Raw genomic sequence first — 17,070 nt, 5'->3', positions numbered from 1 at the left:
CCGGGCGCGTTAACGCAGGGCGCCTTCAAGGCGCTGTGTTACCCCAATAGCTTTCATGCGGATCACGCTCGGCCCTGGGTCTGCACCGGCAAGCCCTGCATTCGCGGGCTGTGCGGCTGAGCCCTACTCGTTCCGCGCGATCGCGGTCAGCTTGGTCATGTTCCGCAGCAAGATGCGGCCACGCTGAAGATCGAGGATCGCTTCCTTGCGCCAGGCCTGGAGCTGGCGGTTGACGCTCTCGCGGGCGGCGCCGACGAAGACGCCGAGCTGCTCCTGCGAGATGTGCACCTCGGAACCGAAATCGGCGGCCAGCGCGCAGAGCCGCCGTGCGAGGCGCACCGGCAGCGGCTGCAGCATCGATTCCTCCATGCGCTCGCTCTGCCAGCGGATGCGCTGGCACAGCAATGCGATGATCTTGATCGCGACCTTCGGCTCGCGCTCGAGGAAGCTGAGGAAATCTTCGCGCCGCAGCACGAACAATTCGCTGGCCTCGCCCGCGGTCGCATCCGCGGTCCGATTCTGGCCGTCCAGCACCGCGACTTCGCCGAACAGGTCGCCGGGGCCCATGAAATTGAGCGTGAGCCGGCTGCCGTCGGAGGCACCTGTCTCGATGCGGACCTGGCCGCGGCGCACGCCGAACAGCGCGTTGCCGGGATCGCCCTTCTGGAACAGCACCTCGCCATTCCCCAGATGCTGGGTGTGACAGAGATTGGACAGCCGCTGGAGCTCGTCTGCACCGAGATCCGCGAACATCGCGTTCATCTTCAAAATGACCGCAAATTCGGCCTGCTTGCTCATTTCAATGTCCTTGTGAAGTCCTGGTCAGTCATCTTGTCAGACGCTTGGCAAATCGCTTGAAACCATCACCATCAGGATCGCGTAAAACCGCGCCGGGGAAGTGTGTCATAAGTCACATAACTTTGCAGCATCCCCTGACTATTTTTACGCGCTTGGAGCCGCTTCCCGTCCGGGGATAAACTCGGCCGCGAAGGATGGATAACCGGCGGGATTCGACGCCGATTGTCCGTCAGTGGAAAGTCGAGATGAGAGCAGTAAAATTCGCCGGCGCGGCATTGGCCGCCGTCATCATCGTGATCGCACTCCTGCTGGTGGTCGGAATCCCCTCGGGCTTCCTGACCTCGACGATCGCCTCGCGCGTCGAGAGCGCGACCGGCTATCGTCTGTCGATCGACGGCACCACCAAGATCAGCCTGTGGCCGACGCTGAACGTCACCCTGAACGACCTCTCGCTTGCCGATCCCCGGGATCGCAGCGGCATCACGCGCCTGACGATCGACAGCGTGCAGGCCGACATGTCGCTCTCCAGCGTGTGGTCGGGCCGCCCTGAGATCCGCGAGCTGATCGTCACCCATCCGGTGCTTTACCAGCCGCTGCTGCGGGAGCGCCTGCCGAATGCGGGAGGCTCGTCGAGGCCGCCACTCGCGCTCGACGCGGATGGCGCGACCATCGACCGCGTCAAGATCACCGACGGCGAAGTCGCATTCTCGCGCGTGCGCGACCGCGTCGAGGGCCGCATCAGTGCCATCAACGCCGACGCGACCATCGGCCGCGACCGCAAGGTCAATGTCACTGGCACCGCGCGCGTCGGCGACCACCCGACCAAGTTCGACATCAAGGCGACCACGCCGGCGCCGCCGGCCGACCGGCCGACGATCCCGGTGGATTTCGCCATCGACATGCCCGACGTATTGAAGTCTCAGCTCAGCGGTCATGCCGAAATGCGAATGAACGGCGACGTCGTGATGATCAACGGCGTGAATGGCCGGCTCGGCGATGGCACATTCAACGGCTGGGCTTCGGTCGACATTGCCAGCAAGCCGCTGGTCAAGCTCGACCTCGACTTCCAGCGGCTGGCGATTCCGCTGGCGAAATCGCCGGAGGGCGCCGCCGGGCAGCCCTGGAGCAATGCGCCGATCGACGTCTCCGGGCTCAATTATGTCGATGCGCAAGTGCGGATCTCCGCGAACGAAGCCGTGATCGGTGATGCCCGCATCGCGCCTCTGGCGCTCGATGCGAAGCTCGCCGGCGGCGTGCTGAAGGCGGGGACCGCCAATCTCGGCGCCTATGGCGGCCAGGTCTCCGGTGAGGTGATCCTCGATGCAACCACCGGCGCGCCGAGTTTTGCCATGCATTCCGATCTCGTCGGCGTGCGTGCGCTGCCGCTGCTTCAGGGCCTCGCCGAATTCGACCGCATCGACGGCAAGCTGCAGGCCAAGCTCGCTCTTCGCAGCGCGGGCACCAGCCAGCGCGCGCTGATGGCGAACATGCAGGGCACGGCCTTCGTCAATTTCCAGGACGGCGCCATCCGCGGCATCAATGTCGCGCAGATGATCCGCTCGCTGACATCGGGCACGCTGTCCGGCTGGCAGGACAACCAGAATGCCGGCCAGGAGCAAAGCACCGACCTGTCGCAGCTTTCGGCGTCGTTCCGCATCGACAAGGGCCAGGCGGTGACGACCGATCTCAACCTGATCGGACCGCTGGTGCGCGTCACCGGCGCGGGCACCATCGCGCTCGACACCAAGATGATGGGTTTTCGCGTCGAGCCGAAGCTGGTGATGACGACCGAAGGTCAGGGCCGCGCCAATGAGCCTGTTGGCTTCGGCATTCCCGTGATGATCCAGGGCAGCTGGTCGCAGCCCAAGATCTACCCCGACATGGCCGGCATGCTGGACAATCCCGACGCCGCCTATGCCAAGCTGCGCGAGATGGGCAAGGGCCTGTTCGGTCCCGATGGCGCCGGGCTCGGCAACATTCTGGGCAGCCTTGGTCTCGGCGGCACGACTGCGCCCGGCGGCAATGCGGCCGGCAACGCCAATCCGCAAGCCCAGCAGCCGGGCCAGAACAATCTGCTCGGCGGCCCACTGGGGGAGGCGATCGGCAATTTGATTCAGCAGGGGCTGTCCAGCGGCGCGGGAAGCAGCACTGGTGCCGCGCCGGGCAGTGGCCGCAGCCGGAGCCTGCCGGCAACGCCGTCCACGCCCGCGCCGCAGGCCTCGCCCGCGGCTCCGGCCCTGGAGGACCCGCCGGTCGCACAGCAAGACAGTCAGCCAATGAACGACGTGCTGCGGCAACTCTTTAACCGGTGATTGGCGGACGGGCGGGCTTAGCTCCACGGCAATCCCCTTACATCAGCTTCCCCGCTACCGGCTTCCTCCGAACGGATGAGGCTGCGGCAACTCACCGGCCTTTTCGCCGGCCCCCGCGTCCACAGGGAGTAACCACGCCGGCCGGTCCCCGGCCCGCGCGGCGGTCCTTTGGCCCAAATTGTGATAGAACGGCCGGGAAGGGCCTGCATGGCCCGTGAGCGCCGGCGTCGATGGCGGCGCGAGAGGATCGGGATGGCAGGAGCGAACGACAAGACACGGTTTCTGCGCGAGGGCCTGTTCGCCAAATACGTCGTCTCCCTCGTCGGCCTCGTCGTGTTCGTGCTCGCCGTCAACGGCGCGATGGAGACCTGGATCTCCTACCGCGCCACCAAGACCCAGCTGACCGACGGGCTGGAGGACAAGGCGCAGGCCGCCGCCCGGCGGATCGAGCAGTCGATCTCGGAGCTCGATCGCCAGATCAGCTGGGTGACGCGGGCGAGCCAGGACACCCTCGAAAAGCGCCGTGCCGACTACGCATCGCTGCTGCACCAGGTCTCGGTCGTCAACCAGCTGTTCCAGCTCAACGGCGAGGGCCGCGAGGTGCTGCGCGTCTCGCGCCAGTCGACCACCACCGGCAGCAATGCCGACCTGTCCCGCGACATGCGCTTCACCGACACCGTCGCCCGCGGCGTCAGCTATGCGCCGGCCTGGTTCGCCGACCGGACGCCATTCATGTCGATCTCGGTGGCGCATTCCGGCTTCAATGCCGGCGTCACCGTGGCCGAGATCGACCTCAGCTTTCTCTCCGACTTCCTGTCCGACGCGCAGGTCGGCAAGGCCGCCTTTGCCTATGTCGTCGATCCCCGCGGCCGCGTGCTGGCGACGTCGTCGAAGGGGCCCGATGTCGGCAAGGATTTGTCGAAGCTGCCGCAGGTGGCGGCCGCGATCGCGCCTGGCCATGAGGGCGACAGTTCGGGCACCGACTTCAACGGCCATGCGGTGATGAGCGCGGCGAGCACGGTGCCGAAACTCGGCTGGAGCGTGCTGTTCGAGCAGCCGACCACGCAGGCCCTGACGCCGATCCGCGACCAGCTGGTGCGCATCGCGCTCTTGATCGGCATGGGCCTCATGGTCGCGATCCTCGCCGGCACGCTGCTCGCCCGCCGCATGATCATCCCGATCACGGCGCTGCGCGACGGCGCCTACAGGCTCGGCGAGGGCGATTTCAATCACCGCATCGAAGTGCGCACCTCGGACGAGCTGGAAGATCTTGCCGGTCAGTTCAACCGCATGGCCGGCCAGATCCAGGAGACCTATTCGGACCTGGAGACCAAGGTCGAGGAGCGCACGCGCGATCTGGCGCAGTCGATCAACGAGCTGAAGGTGCTGGAGGAGGTCGGCCGCGCCGTCGCCTCCTCGCTCGATCTCAACGCCGTGCTGCCGACGATCGCCGCGCGCGCGATCGAGATCACCCATGCCGATGCGGTGCTGATCTACGGCTTCGATGCCGAGACGCGCCGCTTCAACCTGGTCGAGGCCAACGGCATCGACAAATCCGCCGACGGCGCCCATGTCACCATCGACGAAGGCGAGAACATCCTGAGCGATGCCGCCGAAAGCGGCGAGCCGATCGCGATTGCCGAACTCGGCGCCGCCGCCGAGCAGCCGCTGCGCGAGGTCGCCATCGCGGCCGGCTTCCACTCGGTGCTGGTGGTGCCGCTGGTCGACCAGCAGGGCACGCTCGGCTCGCTGGTGGTGCTGCGCCGCGCGAGCGGCGAGTTCGCCGCCAGCATCATCGGCCTGATGCGCACCTTCGCCAACCAGGCCGTGCTGGCGATGCGCAATGCGCGGCTGTTCACCGAGGTCGACCACAAGAGCCACGCCCTGGAGACGGCCAACGAGACCGTGCGCGCCCAGGCCGACAAGCTGCGCGAGCAGACCGAGCAACTGAAGAACTGGAACAAGTCGCTGGAGGAGCGCGTCAAGACCCAGCTCGGCGAGATCGAGCGCATCCGCAAGCTCGAGCGTTTCCTGGCGCCGCAGGTGGCGCAGCTGATCGCCTCCTCCGACAGCCCGGAAGGGCTGCTTACCAGCCAGCGCCGCGAGGTGACCGTGGTGTTCTGCGATTTGCGCGGCTTCACCGCATTCACGGAGGCGACCGAGCCGGAAGAGGCGATGAACGTGCTGCGCGAATATCACGCCGCGCTCGGCAAGCTGATCTTCAAGTACGAGGGCACGCTCGACAAATATGCCGGCGACGGCGTGATGATCCTGTTCAACGCGCCGATCCAGTTCGAGGACCACACCAAGCGCGCCGTGAAGATGGCAGTGGAGATGCGCGACACCATCGGCCCGCTGACCGAGCGCTGGCGCAACCGCGGGCACAGCCTCGGCTTCGGCATCGGCATCGCGGTCGGCTATGCCACGCTCGGCCAGGTCGGCTTCGAGCAGCGGCTGGAATATGCCGCGATTGGCAGCGTCACCAACCTCGCCTCGCGCCTCTGCGGCGAAGCCAAGCCCAACCAGATCGTGGTAAGCCGCCGCGTCTACGGCATCGTCGAGCCCTGGGTCGAAGCGCGCGCCCTCGACGATCTCCAGCTCAAGGGTTTCAATCATCCCGTGCTCGCGATGGAGATCTTGAACTGGCGTGAGGAAGTCGAGAACGTGGTGGATGCCTCAGCGGTGCGACGAAGGGGGTAAAGCTGGCGTTGGCGCTGGTGTAGCCCGGATGGAGCGAAGCGAAATCCGGGGTCGTGCCACAAGCGACGGCAGTCCCGGATTGCGCTTCGCTCCATCCGGGCTACAGGCCCTTGTATCGCTCACCGACAGTATTCCGCGATCCCGCGGCACATTGCGCCCGGGTTTTGCTTGGGTCACGGCACCCTTCAAAATGGAAGGGCGCAGGGAAGACCGGGCACCGGCTGGCACCCGCAAGACCCCTGTGCATGAGTGCGTGATAGTCGCTCACAGGGGAGAAACAGGTGCGGCCGAATGCCCGGCCTTCCCTGCGCAGTGGTTGAAACGGCTTATGTCGCGCTCTCGCCGGTGAGACGATCCCTTTGCCACCGTCGCCTTGCATCTTTCATGGGATGCGCAGGTCCGGTCGGACCAGCGCACCGCTGCAAGACTTGACGCCGGATATTCGGGCGTCACGACCACACGATTTTGCCGTACGCGAGCAGCACCGTCGTACACGCGCCCGCTGATCGCTCACGGGGACACCCCGCCCTGCGACCGCATCTGGCGCCAACGCCGCCCGCGTCCACCGCCCCTCACCCCACGAACCCTGACGATCGCGATCCGTCCCTTACCATGGGATGAGTTGGAAGGGAGCATAGGGTGTTTCGTTTTTCCAGTAAAGCGAATTTTGGATTATTCGAATGACAAATTCGGATACCGAGCAAACAACCCCATGCACAGTAGACGGGGGTTGTCGGATCAATGGGTTATGAGAGACAGTCGAGGCGACCGACCTCTATCTGGACGACCACAGCTACAGGTGACCCATGCTGACGACGAAGCGCAAGCCGGCCACGGTCGGCGATCCTCATCGAGCGACGTCGATCCGCTCGATGACGGGCGCTGTGGGGACAGTGGACTCCCCGGGGTCGTCCCGGCGTTCGCCGGCACGACAGCGGAGCGTGGGGCGACGGCGGTGCCGACAATCCCCTTCCCCCGAACCATATCCCTTCTCCCCGCGACTAACCCTCGCCTCAACGGCGAGGCGATTCCAATGGAGACCACTTGTGGCGCTTGCCTTGCCTTCGCGTGCTTATGATCTGCAGATGCTGGACCGTCCCGCCGATCGCGCGCGTGACCACGGCTGGGTCTTTGGCCTGCCGCCGGGCATCAGCAGCGAGCAATGGCCGCTCGATCCCGTCACCGGCTATCCGCTGATGCACGGCTTCACCTTGCTGCTGCCGGAGGATTACCGCGTGCATGGCGAGGACATCGTCGCAGTGTCATTCTTTGCCACCGCGCCCGATCACAATGACGGCGGCGCGCCCGATGACCCTGAAATCCGCGAGGCCGTGCAGGCGCGCACCTCGCATCCGCGGCTGTCGCGCATGACCGATCGGCGGCGCCAGCGCTTTCTTCGAGACGGCCGCGCCCTTCGCGCAAAAGATGTTCGCCGGCCCGCCGCGTGCCGAACTGGCCGCGAACCTCGCGATCGCGCTGACACCGCGCGCAACCGATCCCAACGCCGGCAAGGCTCCGCAGGACCCGCACATTCCGCGCGACCCGCCGACCGGCTATCAGTCCTACTACTACTTTGAGGGCGGCGTCCCGACCGCCGACAATTACCGCCTGCACGATTGGTGCAAGGACCACGCCCGCAACCATCTCGGCGGCACCATGCGGCCGTGCCAGGCGGTGCCGGAGATGAGCCCGTTCTACATCGAGTTCGAGGAATATTTCGGCGGCTACAATTTCGGCAGTGGCAACGCGCAGCTCGACTTCAAAGACATGAAGTTCGACTGGGCGTGCGACTGATCACGCCCCCCGCTTCGGCCCGATCGCCTCGAAGCCGGCCTTCTGCTCGTCGCTCAAGTCGGCCTCGAAATCGTCGAGCGCATCGGTGACGCCGTTCACGGCTTGCAGCATCGTCTCCAGCCGCGCCTTTGCGGCGGTGAGGCGCGCCTGCGGAGTCGCAGCGGCTTCCGCCGGGCAAGCGCTCAGCGTCTGCATCGTGCGCAGCGTGGTGTCCTGCAGCACCTCGAAGCGGGCGCGGGCGGTCTCGTCGAGGCGGAGCGTGGTGGCAATGTCGCCCGCGGGCCATTGCTGCTGCACGAGCTGCTCGTACTGCCGCTGCAGCTTCTCGTCATAGCGCGGATCGCTGTCGGGGTCGCAGGCGTTTGAGGCCTGCGCATCCTTGCTCGTATCCTTGCTCGTATCTTTGCGCTGCATGGCCGCGAGCGCGGCACGGCGCTCATTGCCGAGAGCGTTGAGCCGGGCCTTCTGATCATCATCGAGCGACCTGGTAAACTTCGCCAGCGGCGGCGCGATCGCATCAGTTGCCTTGATCATGGCCTCGAGCCGCTCGCGCATCAGGCCGAGGCGCTCCGCCGCCGTGGCAGGTGCCTGCGCCGGGCAGGCTGCACGAATAGTGTCGCGCGCATTGGTCCAGGCGGATGCGAGCTCGTCGAGCGCCACGCGCTGCAATTCGTTCGGCTGCAGGGCGGCAGCGATGCGGTCGACCGGCAGGCCGCCGGTGTCGCTGGCCTCGCACAGGGTTTCCGCGGTTGGGACGCGTCGTCCGCGCCGGCCTTGCGGTGCGGTGTAGGCGGCTAGCTCGGTCGCCGCATAGGGCGCGAAGAGCGCGGCGTAGATGTCGCCATAGCCGTAGAGCGAGAGGCTGGTCGCATCGCCGAACACCACGGCATTGGTGAGGTCGTCATGCGCGAACGGCCAGAACACCGGCCCGACCCAGCCGTAGCTGCCGTCGGGATGGCGCCACCAGCCCTGCGGGCGGCGACCGCCCTGCCAGCCCGACAGCGCCGCTTGCGCGGTGAGCGCCGCGCGCAGGACGTAAGGGTTGGCTGGCTGGCCGCGCTCGGCCCCGCGCGGATCTTGTGATCTCAACGCGGCGGAGCGGTATCGGCCGCCCCGAACTGCCATGCGGGAATGGCGCAGCCGCGACATGCCGATCATGTGGCCGACGGCGAAACGGGCGACACCAAACGGGCCGCCACGCAATCCGAACTGCGCTTCAGCCTTACCGGGCAGCAGCAGGGCCGCAATCATGATAGTCGCGCCCGCCAGCGCCAGTCCCACGCGTCCTGACACGACCGCTGACCTGACCAATTCGGCCTCCTCCCAGCCAAGCGCGCACTGCGTCGCATCGAGATGACGCGCCGGGGAACCAAATGTTCCTTGGGGATACAGGGCAAAGCGTCGCGGTTGATCTCTCAGGCTGGGCAATTGCCTGTGGTGCAGGATCGGCGCTCGGCTTCCTCTCCCGCAAGCGGGAGAGGAAGAGCAAGACCGCCCCTCACTCCGCCTTTTGCGGCATCACAAACGTCTGGCCGGGATAGATCAGATTGGGATTGTGGATCTTGTCGCGGTTGGCCTTGAAGATCACGGCGTAGCGGGCGCCGTCGCCATAGGCGAGGCGGCTGAGTGCCCACAGGCTGTCGCCGCGGGAGATCACCCGGCTGCCTGTCTCTGCCGGCGCAACGCTGAGGGTGTCCGCCGGCGATGCAGATGCAACGGTCGTCGCCGCCGGCGCCCTCGCCATGACCCGGGGCTTCGGCGCGCCGCCCAGCCTCGGCCGGACCGCGGGCCTGTCGGATGCCGAGGCGAGGTGCGGCGAGGCCGACGGCAGGGATGCCACGACATCCGATTTGTCGTCGGGCTTCTCGGCTTGCTTCGAATCTTGCCGCACGTCTTGCCTTGCGACCGGTGCCGGACGCGCGGGCGGCGGCGCCACCTCGGCGATGGTCACCGGCATGGTCCGGCTGGACTGCGTGACCGTGCCATCCGGCGCCCTGGCGCGGAGCGTCAATTCATAGGAACCGGCGGGAAGCTGCGGCGGGGTCATCACGAACTGGCCCGAGGCGTCGGCAGTCACCGTATCGAGCGGCTTGCCGTCGCGCAGCAGCTCGACCGTTGCCCCCGGCGCGGCCTGGCCCGCGATCACCGCGGCCTCGCCGTGATCGTCGACGCGGGCGACGTCGAAACGGGGGCCGGTGTCGGCGACCGCCGGCGACGGCTTGACCGGTGCAAGATCGGCGAGCGCGGCCGTGACCTGCTTCTGGGTCTCGGCCAGCCCGGCCGCCTTCGGCTCGGGGGCTGGCGCGGGCGCAGGCGGCGTGGCGGCGGCAAGCTTTGGCTGTTCCGGTTTGGGTTCTTCCGGTTTCGGGGCCGGCTTGAGTTCGGCCTTGGCCTCGACCTTGGGTTCGACCTCGACCTTGGGCGTGGCTGCGACGACGGTCTTGGTCCCGTCCGGCAGCAGGCGGCGCAGCTCGGTCGGGCCGATCACCAGCACGGTGCCCACCAGGGCGAGCAGGCAAAGAGCAATGAAGGCCTTGGATGCGGTCATCATCGGAAAAGAACCTTGGATGGCAAATCAGCCGAGGGGGCAAGGTGCGCCGAATTGGCTGCGGCAGCAAGACGGTCGATGGGATGAGACCGCCGTCCCCGCACTCAGGGATGAACCGGTGCCACCCCGCCGGCGTCAAATCACGCGAGACCGCATCGCGGCATTTTTTTGAGGAATTTTCCCGTGACCACATTTTGCCGTTTCGCCCCAAATCTGGCGCTCGGTCTAGCCCTCGGGCTGGCGCTTGCCCTGACGCTCACAGCTTCCCCGGCGCTCGCAGCCTCCGGCCCGCCGCCGGGCTTCGTCCTCACCGACAATGCCGACCTCGCCTTCACCTCGCCCGACGGTGCCACCAGGCTCGAGCAATACATGAAGGACAGTGAAGACCTGTTCGGCGTCAAATGGCAGGTCTGGGCGCGACGCGGCGACCAGATGACGGAGCTGAAGCCGGAGCAGGGCTACGGCGCGGGCTTCCGCTTCACCAGCGACTCGCAATGGCTGGTGCGGATGCAGAAGACCGGCTCAGGCTCGCAGGATCTGTTCTCTATCATGTCGAGAACGGCGCCTTCGTCAGCGCGACGAAACAATCACTCAGCGATCTCGCCTGGGCCTATTTCCACAGCCGTGCCGACACGAAGAAGATGAAGCTCGACTACCATATCTCGGCCAATCTGATGAAGGGCACCGAAACTGCCTATCGCTGGCTCGGCGTTGACTGGCCCGACAACCGCTACCTGCTGATCTCGCTGTCGGGCGAAATGGACAAGCATCCGAAGAACGTCGCCGTGAAAGGGCTCGCGGACTGGAAATGCCGCTATGACCTCAAGACCGGCCGGTTCGATGTCCCCAAGATGTTCGCCAAGGGCAACGCGGAAGCGCTGAACTGGGAGATCAAGCGGTGAATGGTGGTCTCGCAATCTCGTAGTTTCGTAGGGTGGGCAAAGCGTAGCGTGCCCACCGATCACGTTGGACGATGCGGATAGGGGTCGTGGGCACGGCGCGCGAAGAGCGCGCCTTTGCCCACCCTACGGGAGCTTCCGCGATCGATGGAACCAACCCACTGATTCCGTTCCGATTCATAGTTCCCTAACCTTCGCTGGTAACGGGGTCTTGTCGGTTTTGCTGCACCTTGCATCCCACGGGAGGGCTGCATGGGCACATCGATCCGATGGACCGCGCGCATGCGCGCGCTGCTCCGTCGCTGGCGGGGAGCGCCACTGACATGGCTGATCGTCGGCGGCTTCGTGCTGATGGCCGCGACCGCAATCGGCACCGCGCTGACCGTCGACCGCTTCCGGCAGAATGCGATCGAGAGCGGCCGCGACAGCCTTGAAAACACCGTGCGCCTGCTGGCCCGGCATTTCGACCGCGAGTTCGAGGATTTCGCGGTGCTGCAGAAGAGCATCATCACCGAGCTCGAGAGCCGCGGCATCGAATCCGCCGACGTCTTCCGCAGCGAGATGGGCACGCTCGCCATGCACGAGGTGCTGCGTGCGAAAGCCAGCGGCTGGACCGACGTTGCCGGCGCCAATGTGTTCGATGCCAGGGGCATGCTGATCAACTCGTCGCGGCGCTGGCCGGTCGCCGACGTCTCGGTCGCGGACCGCGGCTACTTCAACCGCCTCAAGAACGATCCGACTGCGCAGGAGGACGTGGAGGTGGTGCACGGCCGGATCGGCAACGGACCGGCGATCGTGTTCGCGCGGCGCGTGTCCGGCCCGCATGGCGAATTCCTTGGGGTGGTCTCGCGCGCGATCGCGCCCGAGCAGCTCGAATCCTTCTTCGCCTCGACCGGGCTCGGCGAGGAATCCTCGATCGCGATGCACCACCAGAACGGCCAATTGCTGGCGCGCGTTCCGCGTGTCGATGCGATGATCGGGCAGAACTTTCGCAAGGGCACGCCGGAGCAGATGGCGGTGTTCGACCGCACCTTCGTCTCCATGCAGCTCGCCAGCCCGATCGACGGCAAGGACCGCATCGTCGCCTCGCGCCTGCTCGCCGGCGAGCCGCTGGTCGTGGTCGCGACCAAGTCGCTGGATGCGACGCTTGCGACCTGGCGCACGCAAACGAAATTCTTCGTCACCATCGCCGTGCTGTCGATCAGCCTGCTGGTGCTCACGCTGTTCCTGATCTTCCGCCAGGTGACGCACCGGCTCTCGCTGGAGAAACAGCGGCTCGACACCGCGATGAACACGATGACGCAAGGACTCCTGATGTTCGATCAGGACGAGCGGCTGATCGTCTGCAACCGGCGCTACATCGAGATGTACGGCTTGTCCCCCGAGGTGGTGAAGCCCGGCGCCACTTTCCGTGACGTGATCCGGCACCGCCACGACACTGGCTCGTTCCACGGCGACGTCGAGACCTATTGCGACGACATTCTGAGCCATATCGGGCGCACCCAGAGCGCCATCGTGGAGACCGCGGATGGCCGCCTGGTCGAGATCAAGAACCAGCCCGGCGCCGCCGGCGGCTGGCTCGCGACCCACGACGACGTCACCGCGCGCATCCGCGCCGACGAGCGCATCGCGCATATGGCGCATTACGACGCGCTGACCGACCTGCCCAACCGCGTGCTGCTGCGAGGCCATCTGGAGCGGCGCGTCGCCGAGCTCAGCCAAGGCAAGCCGTTCGCCATCCTCTATATCGACGTCGATGAGTTCAAGGGCGTCAACGATTCGCTCGGACACGAGGTCGGCGACGAGTTGCTGCGGCAGGTGGCGAACCGGCTGCGCGCCTGCGTTTCCGGCAACGACCTCGTCGCGCGGCTCGGCGGCGACGAGTTTGCCATCGTCAAGGCCGGTACTCGTGATCCGGCCGAGCTGTCGGCGCTGGCGGAAGATATCCTCAAGGCGCTGCGCGCGCCGGTGGACTGCAAGGGCCAGGACATCCCGACCGATGCCAGCATCGGCATCGCGATCGCGCCCGACCACGGCGACAATCTCGACGACCTGCTCAAGCGCGCCGATCTTGCGATGTATGCGGCGAAGTCGGAGGGGCGCCGCACCTACCGCATCTTCACGCCGGAATACGACGCCAAGGCGAGGCTGCGCCGTCAGCTCGAGCTCGATCTGCGTCAGGCGCTGGCTCGCGGCGAGTTCGAGGTGCACTACCAGCCGCTGGTCGATCTCGCGGCCAATGTCGTGACCGGCTGCGAAGCGCTGCTGCGCTGGCGTCATCCCGAGCGCGGCATGGTCTCGCCCGCGGACTTCATTCCCGTCGCCGAAGACACCGGACTGATCGGGGAGATCGGCGAGTGGGTGCTGAAGCAGGCCTGCCGTGAGGCCGCGTCCTGGCCCGGCCAGATCCACATCGCCGTCAACGTCTCGCCGGTGCAGTTCCGCTCGCGGACGCTGGCGCTGAAGGTCGCGGCGGCCATCGCGGAGTCCGGACTTGCACCAAGCCGGCTCGAGCTCGAGATCACCGAGACCGTGCTGATCCGCGACGACGAGGAGGCGCTGACGATCCTGCAGCAGCTGCGCGAGCTCGGCGTGCGTATCGCGCTCGACGATTTCGGCACCGGCTATTCGTCGCTGAGCTATCTGCACCGCTTCCCGTTCGACAAGATCAAGATCGACCGCAGCTTCATCAGCGACATCGGTCAGTCCGAAGATTCCTCGCCGATCGTGCAGGCCGTGGTGCACATGGCCGCCGCGCGCCACATGGCGACGACCGCCGAAGGCGTCGAGACCGAAGCCCAGCGCGAGGTGCTGCGCCAGCTCGGCTGCAGCCAGATGCAGGGCTGGCTGTTCAGCCCGGCGGTGCCGGCGGCGAAATTGAAGCAGCTGCTGGCGACGCAGGCGGTTGCGGCTTAGCGGCGCAACGTCTGGCTTTAAGGCCAAATCCGGACTTGATGAGCCGCACCCCTGCTCAACAAACTCATGGTTGCTGGTTTGCCTCGCTCGTTACCGTGAGGAAGTGCTTGATCGGCTCTAAGGCGTCAATGGCTGGAATACTCTCGCAGGCCTGGGCGCTTGAACACCAGGGATACGGCAAGGCCGCGAGCCATTGCATGATCGGCTTCGACATCTCGGCTGGAAGTACACTCATGACTTCGATTTCGATCGCGAGCTTCTCGACGCGGCCGTCATGGCCGGAACCGAAGCGCCAGTCATAGCGTCCGCAGCCGACGCGAACCGCACCACCTTGCCTTGCCGACATCCCGACGAGCCAATCGCAACGGAAACGCGGTAGCTGCTGTGAGGTCGGACGGGAGAGGCAAAAAGTCCGGACGTTCTGGTATTGATCGCCGAAGCTCGTCACCAGTACTTCGGTAACTTGCTCCAACCCTTTTGCGGAGCTTGGGAATGAGATGGCGTCGGTCTTTACGACCATCTCCAATTCGCAGTCTGAGGCAAAGGCGTCCCTCATCATCTGCGGTCGATTGCCATCCTTTGCAAAGACGTACGTGCTGATCGCGTCGGCGGCGCTGATGGGTGCGGATGGGCTCATTCAATTTCTCCCTGGCACATCCAAGCCGGACCAAAGCCGGCGCCGGCGATTGAAGCTGAACAAGCCAATCGAGACAAGGCTTCAAGGCGTCCGCAAAGGGTCACAGGCGGTCATCGCCGACGACTCCTGGCGCGGGCTCAGAGCTTCTGTTTTGCCGCGGTGATCTCGACGAACTCTGCGTCGTGGTGGCTGACGATGGTGGCGACCATGATGCCGCTGATGATCAGCGACCAGGCGGTGTTCCAATAAATCCAAAACACGAGCCAGCCTCCGTTTTGATCTGTCACGCCCGCGGGACCGGGTAACGGCACAGCGATGCCGCCGTTCCCGACGCGCGGCGCGGCACGGCCGCGCGGCGAGGCGCTATTTTGATTTGGTCGGCGGCGAGGCGTGATCGGTTTGGCCGGTGTGGCGCTTTGCCACGACGTCCTCATCGTGTTCGCCTTGGTGTGGGCGCGGCGGCGACTTGGGCTGGCCGGCTTGACCGCCATGCTTGCCGCCCATGTCGGGCTTACCTTCGAGATCGTTTTCACGGGGCATGCCGGTTCAATGCGCTCGCGCGGCATTGGTTCGCCTTGCGCCCGCCGTTTTCGCCTGTGAACGAGTTCATAGGATTGCCGCGGTTTGCAGTGCACGATTCCGGGTGCCCCGCGACTTCATGACAGCGACGGATTCGACCAGATGCGGAAACGGCTCATCGCCTGGACCATCCTGACGTCCGCTCTGGTTGCGGTCGCGGTCTGGGCCGTGCTCGGACCACCCGCGCATCCATCCAGCCCGCATCTGCCCTCCCGGACCGCGGCGATGCGGTAGTCCCTCCCCGGCGACCGATACAATTTCGGCATCGATCAATCCCAACTGGAATTTGGTGCGGCGGTGCGCCGCCCGCTATCCTCGCCGGCAAAACGACAAGGCCGCGACCGGCCCTCAGGAGGAGCCCATGTTGAGACCGACCCGACGCAACGCATCCAAAGTGCCACGCGCTGCAATCGCCACCGCCCTGTTCGCAGCCCTCACTCTCATTTCTGGAGTCCACGCCGGCATGGCCGAGACCTTCGCCTATGTCGGCAACGCCGACAGCAACGACATCAGCGTGTTCAAGATGACCGAGAGCGGCGAGATGATTCCGGTGCAGACGGCCGCCTTCAAGGGCGTCGACAAGCCCGGCTCGTCGACGCCGCTCGCGATCACGCCCGACCACCGCGTGCTGATCGCCGGTGTCCGCTCGCAGCCGTACCTCGCGGTGAGCTTTGCAATTGATCCCAAGACGGGCCAGCTCAGCCATATCGGCAACGGGCCGCTCGCAGACAGCATGGCCAATATCGCGATCGACCGCAGCGGCAAGTTCCTGTTCAGCGCCTCCTATGGCGGCAACAAGGTCGCGCTGAATCCGCTTTCCGCCAACGGTGTCGCCGGCGAGCCGAAACAGGTGATCCCGACCGGGCTGAACGCGCACGCCTTCCTGCCCTCACCCGACAACCGCTTCGCGTTCGCGACCAATCTCGGCTCCGACCAGGTGCTGGCCTTCGCGTTCGATGCCACGGCCGGTACGCTGACGCCGAGCGATCCGCCAGCCCACAAGGTGCCGGAGAAATCGGGCCCGCGGCACTTCGTATTCCATCCCAATGGTAAGTTCGTCTATCTGATCCACGAGTTGAACGGCGACGTCGCCGCGTTCACCTACGAGGCCAGGAGCGGCGCCTGGGACGAGATCCAGCGCACCACCGCACTGCCGGAGGGCTTTAACGGAAAAGAGTCTGCTAAGAAGCCTTGGGCCGCCGACATCCACATCACTCCGGACGGCCGCTTCCTCTACGCCTCCGAGCGCACCACCAACACGCTCACCGCCTACAAGGTCGATGCGGCCAGCGGCAAGCTGACCACGATCGGCAGCGTGCCGACCGAGAAGCAGCCGCGCGGCTTCCACATCGATCCGACGGGGCGCTACCTCGCCGCGGTCGGCGAGCTCTCCGACAGCATGACGGTCTATGCGATCGACCAGGGCAGCGGCGCGCTGGCCAAGCTGAAATCCTACCCCACCGGCAAGAAGCCGAACTGGGTGGAGTTCCTGAACCTGCCGTGAGGGGCGCCGCCGCCGACCTACGTAATCATCCGTAATTTCGGAAAGCGCGCCTTGTCGTCATATCATCGGTCATGGACCGTCAGATCGTCTTCAAATGCCCGCAGACCGGCATGAACGTGCAGCATCGGCTCGGCGACGAGCCGGCCGACCGCACGCATGTGTCGGTGTCCTGTCCGGCCTGCACGCGCCTGCATTTGATCGACCGGGCCAACGGCAAGCTGCTGGGTGAGCGCCGCGGCTGACGGGCCGTTTACGCCCGCGCCGCGACCTGTGCCGTTGACCGATGAGAGGACCGTGATCGACGGCACTTTGGAATAGTGCCGACCCGCGGCGCACCGCCCGGGAAATGCGAACCTGTTCTCCAATCCCGCGACTAATCAAAG

Annotated in this window: 12 protein-coding genes and 1 pseudogene; 8 read left to right on the top strand and 5 right to left on the bottom strand. The window is 65.8% G+C overall.

The genetic code is table 11. From position 1 onward, the window contains the following. Positions 1-123: 123 nt before the first annotated feature. A complete protein-coding gene (locus GGD66_RS13810) occupies positions 124-798 on the bottom strand; it encodes a Crp/Fnr family transcriptional regulator (RefSeq protein ID WP_018321583.1) in 675 nt (224 codons plus the stop codon). Positions 799-1,043: 245 nt separating this feature from the next. On the opposite strand from GGD66_RS13810, the gene GGD66_RS13805 reads away from it, so the two are divergent. The 3 genes from GGD66_RS13805 to GGD66_RS41475 all read left to right on the top strand — a co-directional run bounded on the left by GGD66_RS13805 (position 1,044) and on the right by GGD66_RS41475 (position 7,604). Then, positions 1,044-3,110 carry an AsmA family protein gene (locus GGD66_RS13805; RefSeq protein WP_183258105.1) on the top strand — a complete coding sequence of 689 codons (2,067 nt, stop codon included), beginning with the start codon at positions 1,044-1,046 and terminating at the stop codon, positions 3,108-3,110. Positions 3,111-3,362: 252 nt separating this feature from the next. Continuing rightward, on the top strand, positions 3,363-5,810 hold the full coding sequence (locus tag GGD66_RS13800) for an adenylate/guanylate cyclase domain-containing protein (RefSeq protein WP_183258104.1): 2,448 nt from the start codon (positions 3,363-3,365) through the stop codon (positions 5,808-5,810). Positions 5,811-7,235: 1,425 nt separating this feature from the next. After that, positions 7,236-7,604, top strand: a complete 369-nt coding sequence (locus GGD66_RS41475; RefSeq protein ID WP_246788885.1) for a hypothetical protein — start codon at positions 7,236-7,238, stop codon at positions 7,602-7,604. On the opposite strand, the gene GGD66_RS13790 is transcribed toward GGD66_RS41475, so the two are convergent. Both GGD66_RS13790 and GGD66_RS13785 read right to left on the bottom strand, forming a co-directional pair. After that, complete coding sequence (locus tag GGD66_RS13790; RefSeq protein WP_246788899.1) at positions 7,605-8,855, bottom strand: Spy/CpxP family protein refolding chaperone; 1,251 nt, start codon at positions 8,853-8,855, stop codon at positions 7,605-7,607. Positions 8,856-9,102: 247 nt separating this feature from the next. Further along, complete coding sequence (locus tag GGD66_RS13785; RefSeq protein WP_183258102.1) at positions 9,103-10,155, bottom strand: LysM peptidoglycan-binding domain-containing protein; 1,053 nt, start codon at positions 10,153-10,155, stop codon at positions 9,103-9,105. A 180-nt stretch (positions 10,156-10,335) separates the two neighbouring features. On the opposite strand from GGD66_RS13785, the pseudogene GGD66_RS42220 reads away from it, so the two are divergent. Further along, positions 10,336-11,054: pseudogene (locus GGD66_RS42220) on the top strand (hypothetical protein). 249 nt (positions 11,055-11,303) lie between these two features. Next, on the top strand, positions 11,304-13,967 hold the full coding sequence (locus GGD66_RS13775) for an EAL domain-containing protein (protein WP_183258101.1): 2,664 nt from the start codon (positions 11,304-11,306) through the stop codon (positions 13,965-13,967). A 64-nt stretch (positions 13,968-14,031) separates the two neighbouring features. Here GGD66_RS13775 and GGD66_RS13770 read toward each other — a convergent pair whose 3' ends face one another. Together GGD66_RS13770 and GGD66_RS13765 are read right to left on the bottom strand one after the other, a co-directional pair. Continuing rightward, positions 14,032-14,604: a hypothetical protein gene (locus GGD66_RS13770; RefSeq protein WP_183258100.1), complete on the bottom strand. Its 573-nt coding sequence runs from the start codon at positions 14,602-14,604 to the stop codon at positions 14,032-14,034. Positions 14,605-14,741: 137 nt separating this feature from the next. Next, positions 14,742-15,170: a hypothetical protein gene (locus GGD66_RS13765; protein ID WP_183258383.1), complete on the bottom strand. Its 429-nt coding sequence runs from the start codon at positions 15,168-15,170 to the stop codon at positions 14,742-14,744. A gap of 115 nt (positions 15,171-15,285) precedes the next feature. Here GGD66_RS13765 and GGD66_RS42040 point away from each other — a divergent pair, with 115 nt between their 5' ends. The 3 genes from GGD66_RS42040 (at position 15,286) to GGD66_RS13755 (ending at position 16,929) form a co-directional block, all read left to right on the top strand. After that, positions 15,286-15,417: a hypothetical protein gene (locus GGD66_RS42040; RefSeq protein ID WP_256375113.1), complete on the top strand. Its 132-nt coding sequence runs from the start codon at positions 15,286-15,288 to the stop codon at positions 15,415-15,417. A gap of 127 nt (positions 15,418-15,544) precedes the next feature. After that, entirely contained in the window at positions 15,545-16,687 is a 1,143-nt protein-coding gene (locus GGD66_RS13760; RefSeq protein ID WP_183258099.1) for a lactonase family protein, read from the top strand. Between the two features lie 71 nt (positions 16,688-16,758). Further along, the gene (locus tag GGD66_RS13755) at positions 16,759-16,929 is read left to right on the top strand and encodes a hypothetical protein (protein WP_018321596.1); all 171 of its coding nucleotides are present in this window, start codon (positions 16,759-16,761) and stop codon (positions 16,927-16,929) included. Positions 16,930-17,070: the final 141 nt, after the last annotated feature.

It is taken from the genome of Bradyrhizobium sp. CIR48, from assembly GCF_014198315.1.
GTDB lineage: Bacteria > Pseudomonadota > Alphaproteobacteria > Rhizobiales > Xanthobacteraceae > Bradyrhizobium.
The sequence above is the reverse complement of the archived record's forward strand: the minus strand, read 5'-3'. Positions and strand labels throughout refer to the sequence as shown.

What these genes read in the sequence shown, in the direction of transcription:
- GGD66_RS13810 (WP_018321583.1), bottom strand. Translation starts at nt 798, where the DNA reads ATGAGCAAGCAGGCCGAATTTGCGGTCATTTTGAAGATGAACGCGATG.
- GGD66_RS13805 (WP_183258105.1), top strand. Translation starts at nt 1,044, where the DNA reads ATGAGAGCAGTAAAATTCGCCGGCGCGGCATTGGCCGCCGTCATCATC.
- GGD66_RS13800 (WP_183258104.1), top strand. Translation starts at nt 3,363, where the DNA reads ATGGCAGGAGCGAACGACAAGACACGGTTTCTGCGCGAGGGCCTGTTC.
- GGD66_RS41475 (WP_246788885.1), top strand. Translation starts at nt 7,236, where the DNA reads ATGTTCGCCGGCCCGCCGCGTGCCGAACTGGCCGCGAACCTCGCGATC.
- GGD66_RS13790 (WP_246788899.1), bottom strand. Translation starts at nt 8,855, where the DNA reads ATGATTGCGGCCCTGCTGCTGCCCGGTAAGGCTGAAGCGCAGTTCGGA.
- GGD66_RS13785 (WP_183258102.1), bottom strand. Translation starts at nt 10,155, where the DNA reads ATGATGACCGCATCCAAGGCCTTCATTGCTCTTTGCCTGCTCGCCCTG.
- GGD66_RS13775 (WP_183258101.1), top strand. Translation starts at nt 11,304, where the DNA reads ATGGGCACATCGATCCGATGGACCGCGCGCATGCGCGCGCTGCTCCGT.
- GGD66_RS13770 (WP_183258100.1), bottom strand. Translation starts at nt 14,604, where the DNA reads ATGAGCCCATCCGCACCCATCAGCGCCGCCGACGCGATCAGCACGTAC.
- GGD66_RS13765 (WP_183258383.1), bottom strand. Translation starts at nt 15,170, where the DNA reads ATGCCGCGCGAGCGCATTGAACCGGCATGCCCCGTGAAAACGATCTCG.
- GGD66_RS42040 (WP_256375113.1), top strand. Translation starts at nt 15,286, where the DNA reads ATGCGGAAACGGCTCATCGCCTGGACCATCCTGACGTCCGCTCTGGTT.
- GGD66_RS13760 (WP_183258099.1), top strand. Translation starts at nt 15,545, where the DNA reads ATGTTGAGACCGACCCGACGCAACGCATCCAAAGTGCCACGCGCTGCA.
- GGD66_RS13755 (WP_018321596.1), top strand. Translation starts at nt 16,759, where the DNA reads ATGGACCGTCAGATCGTCTTCAAATGCCCGCAGACCGGCATGAACGTG.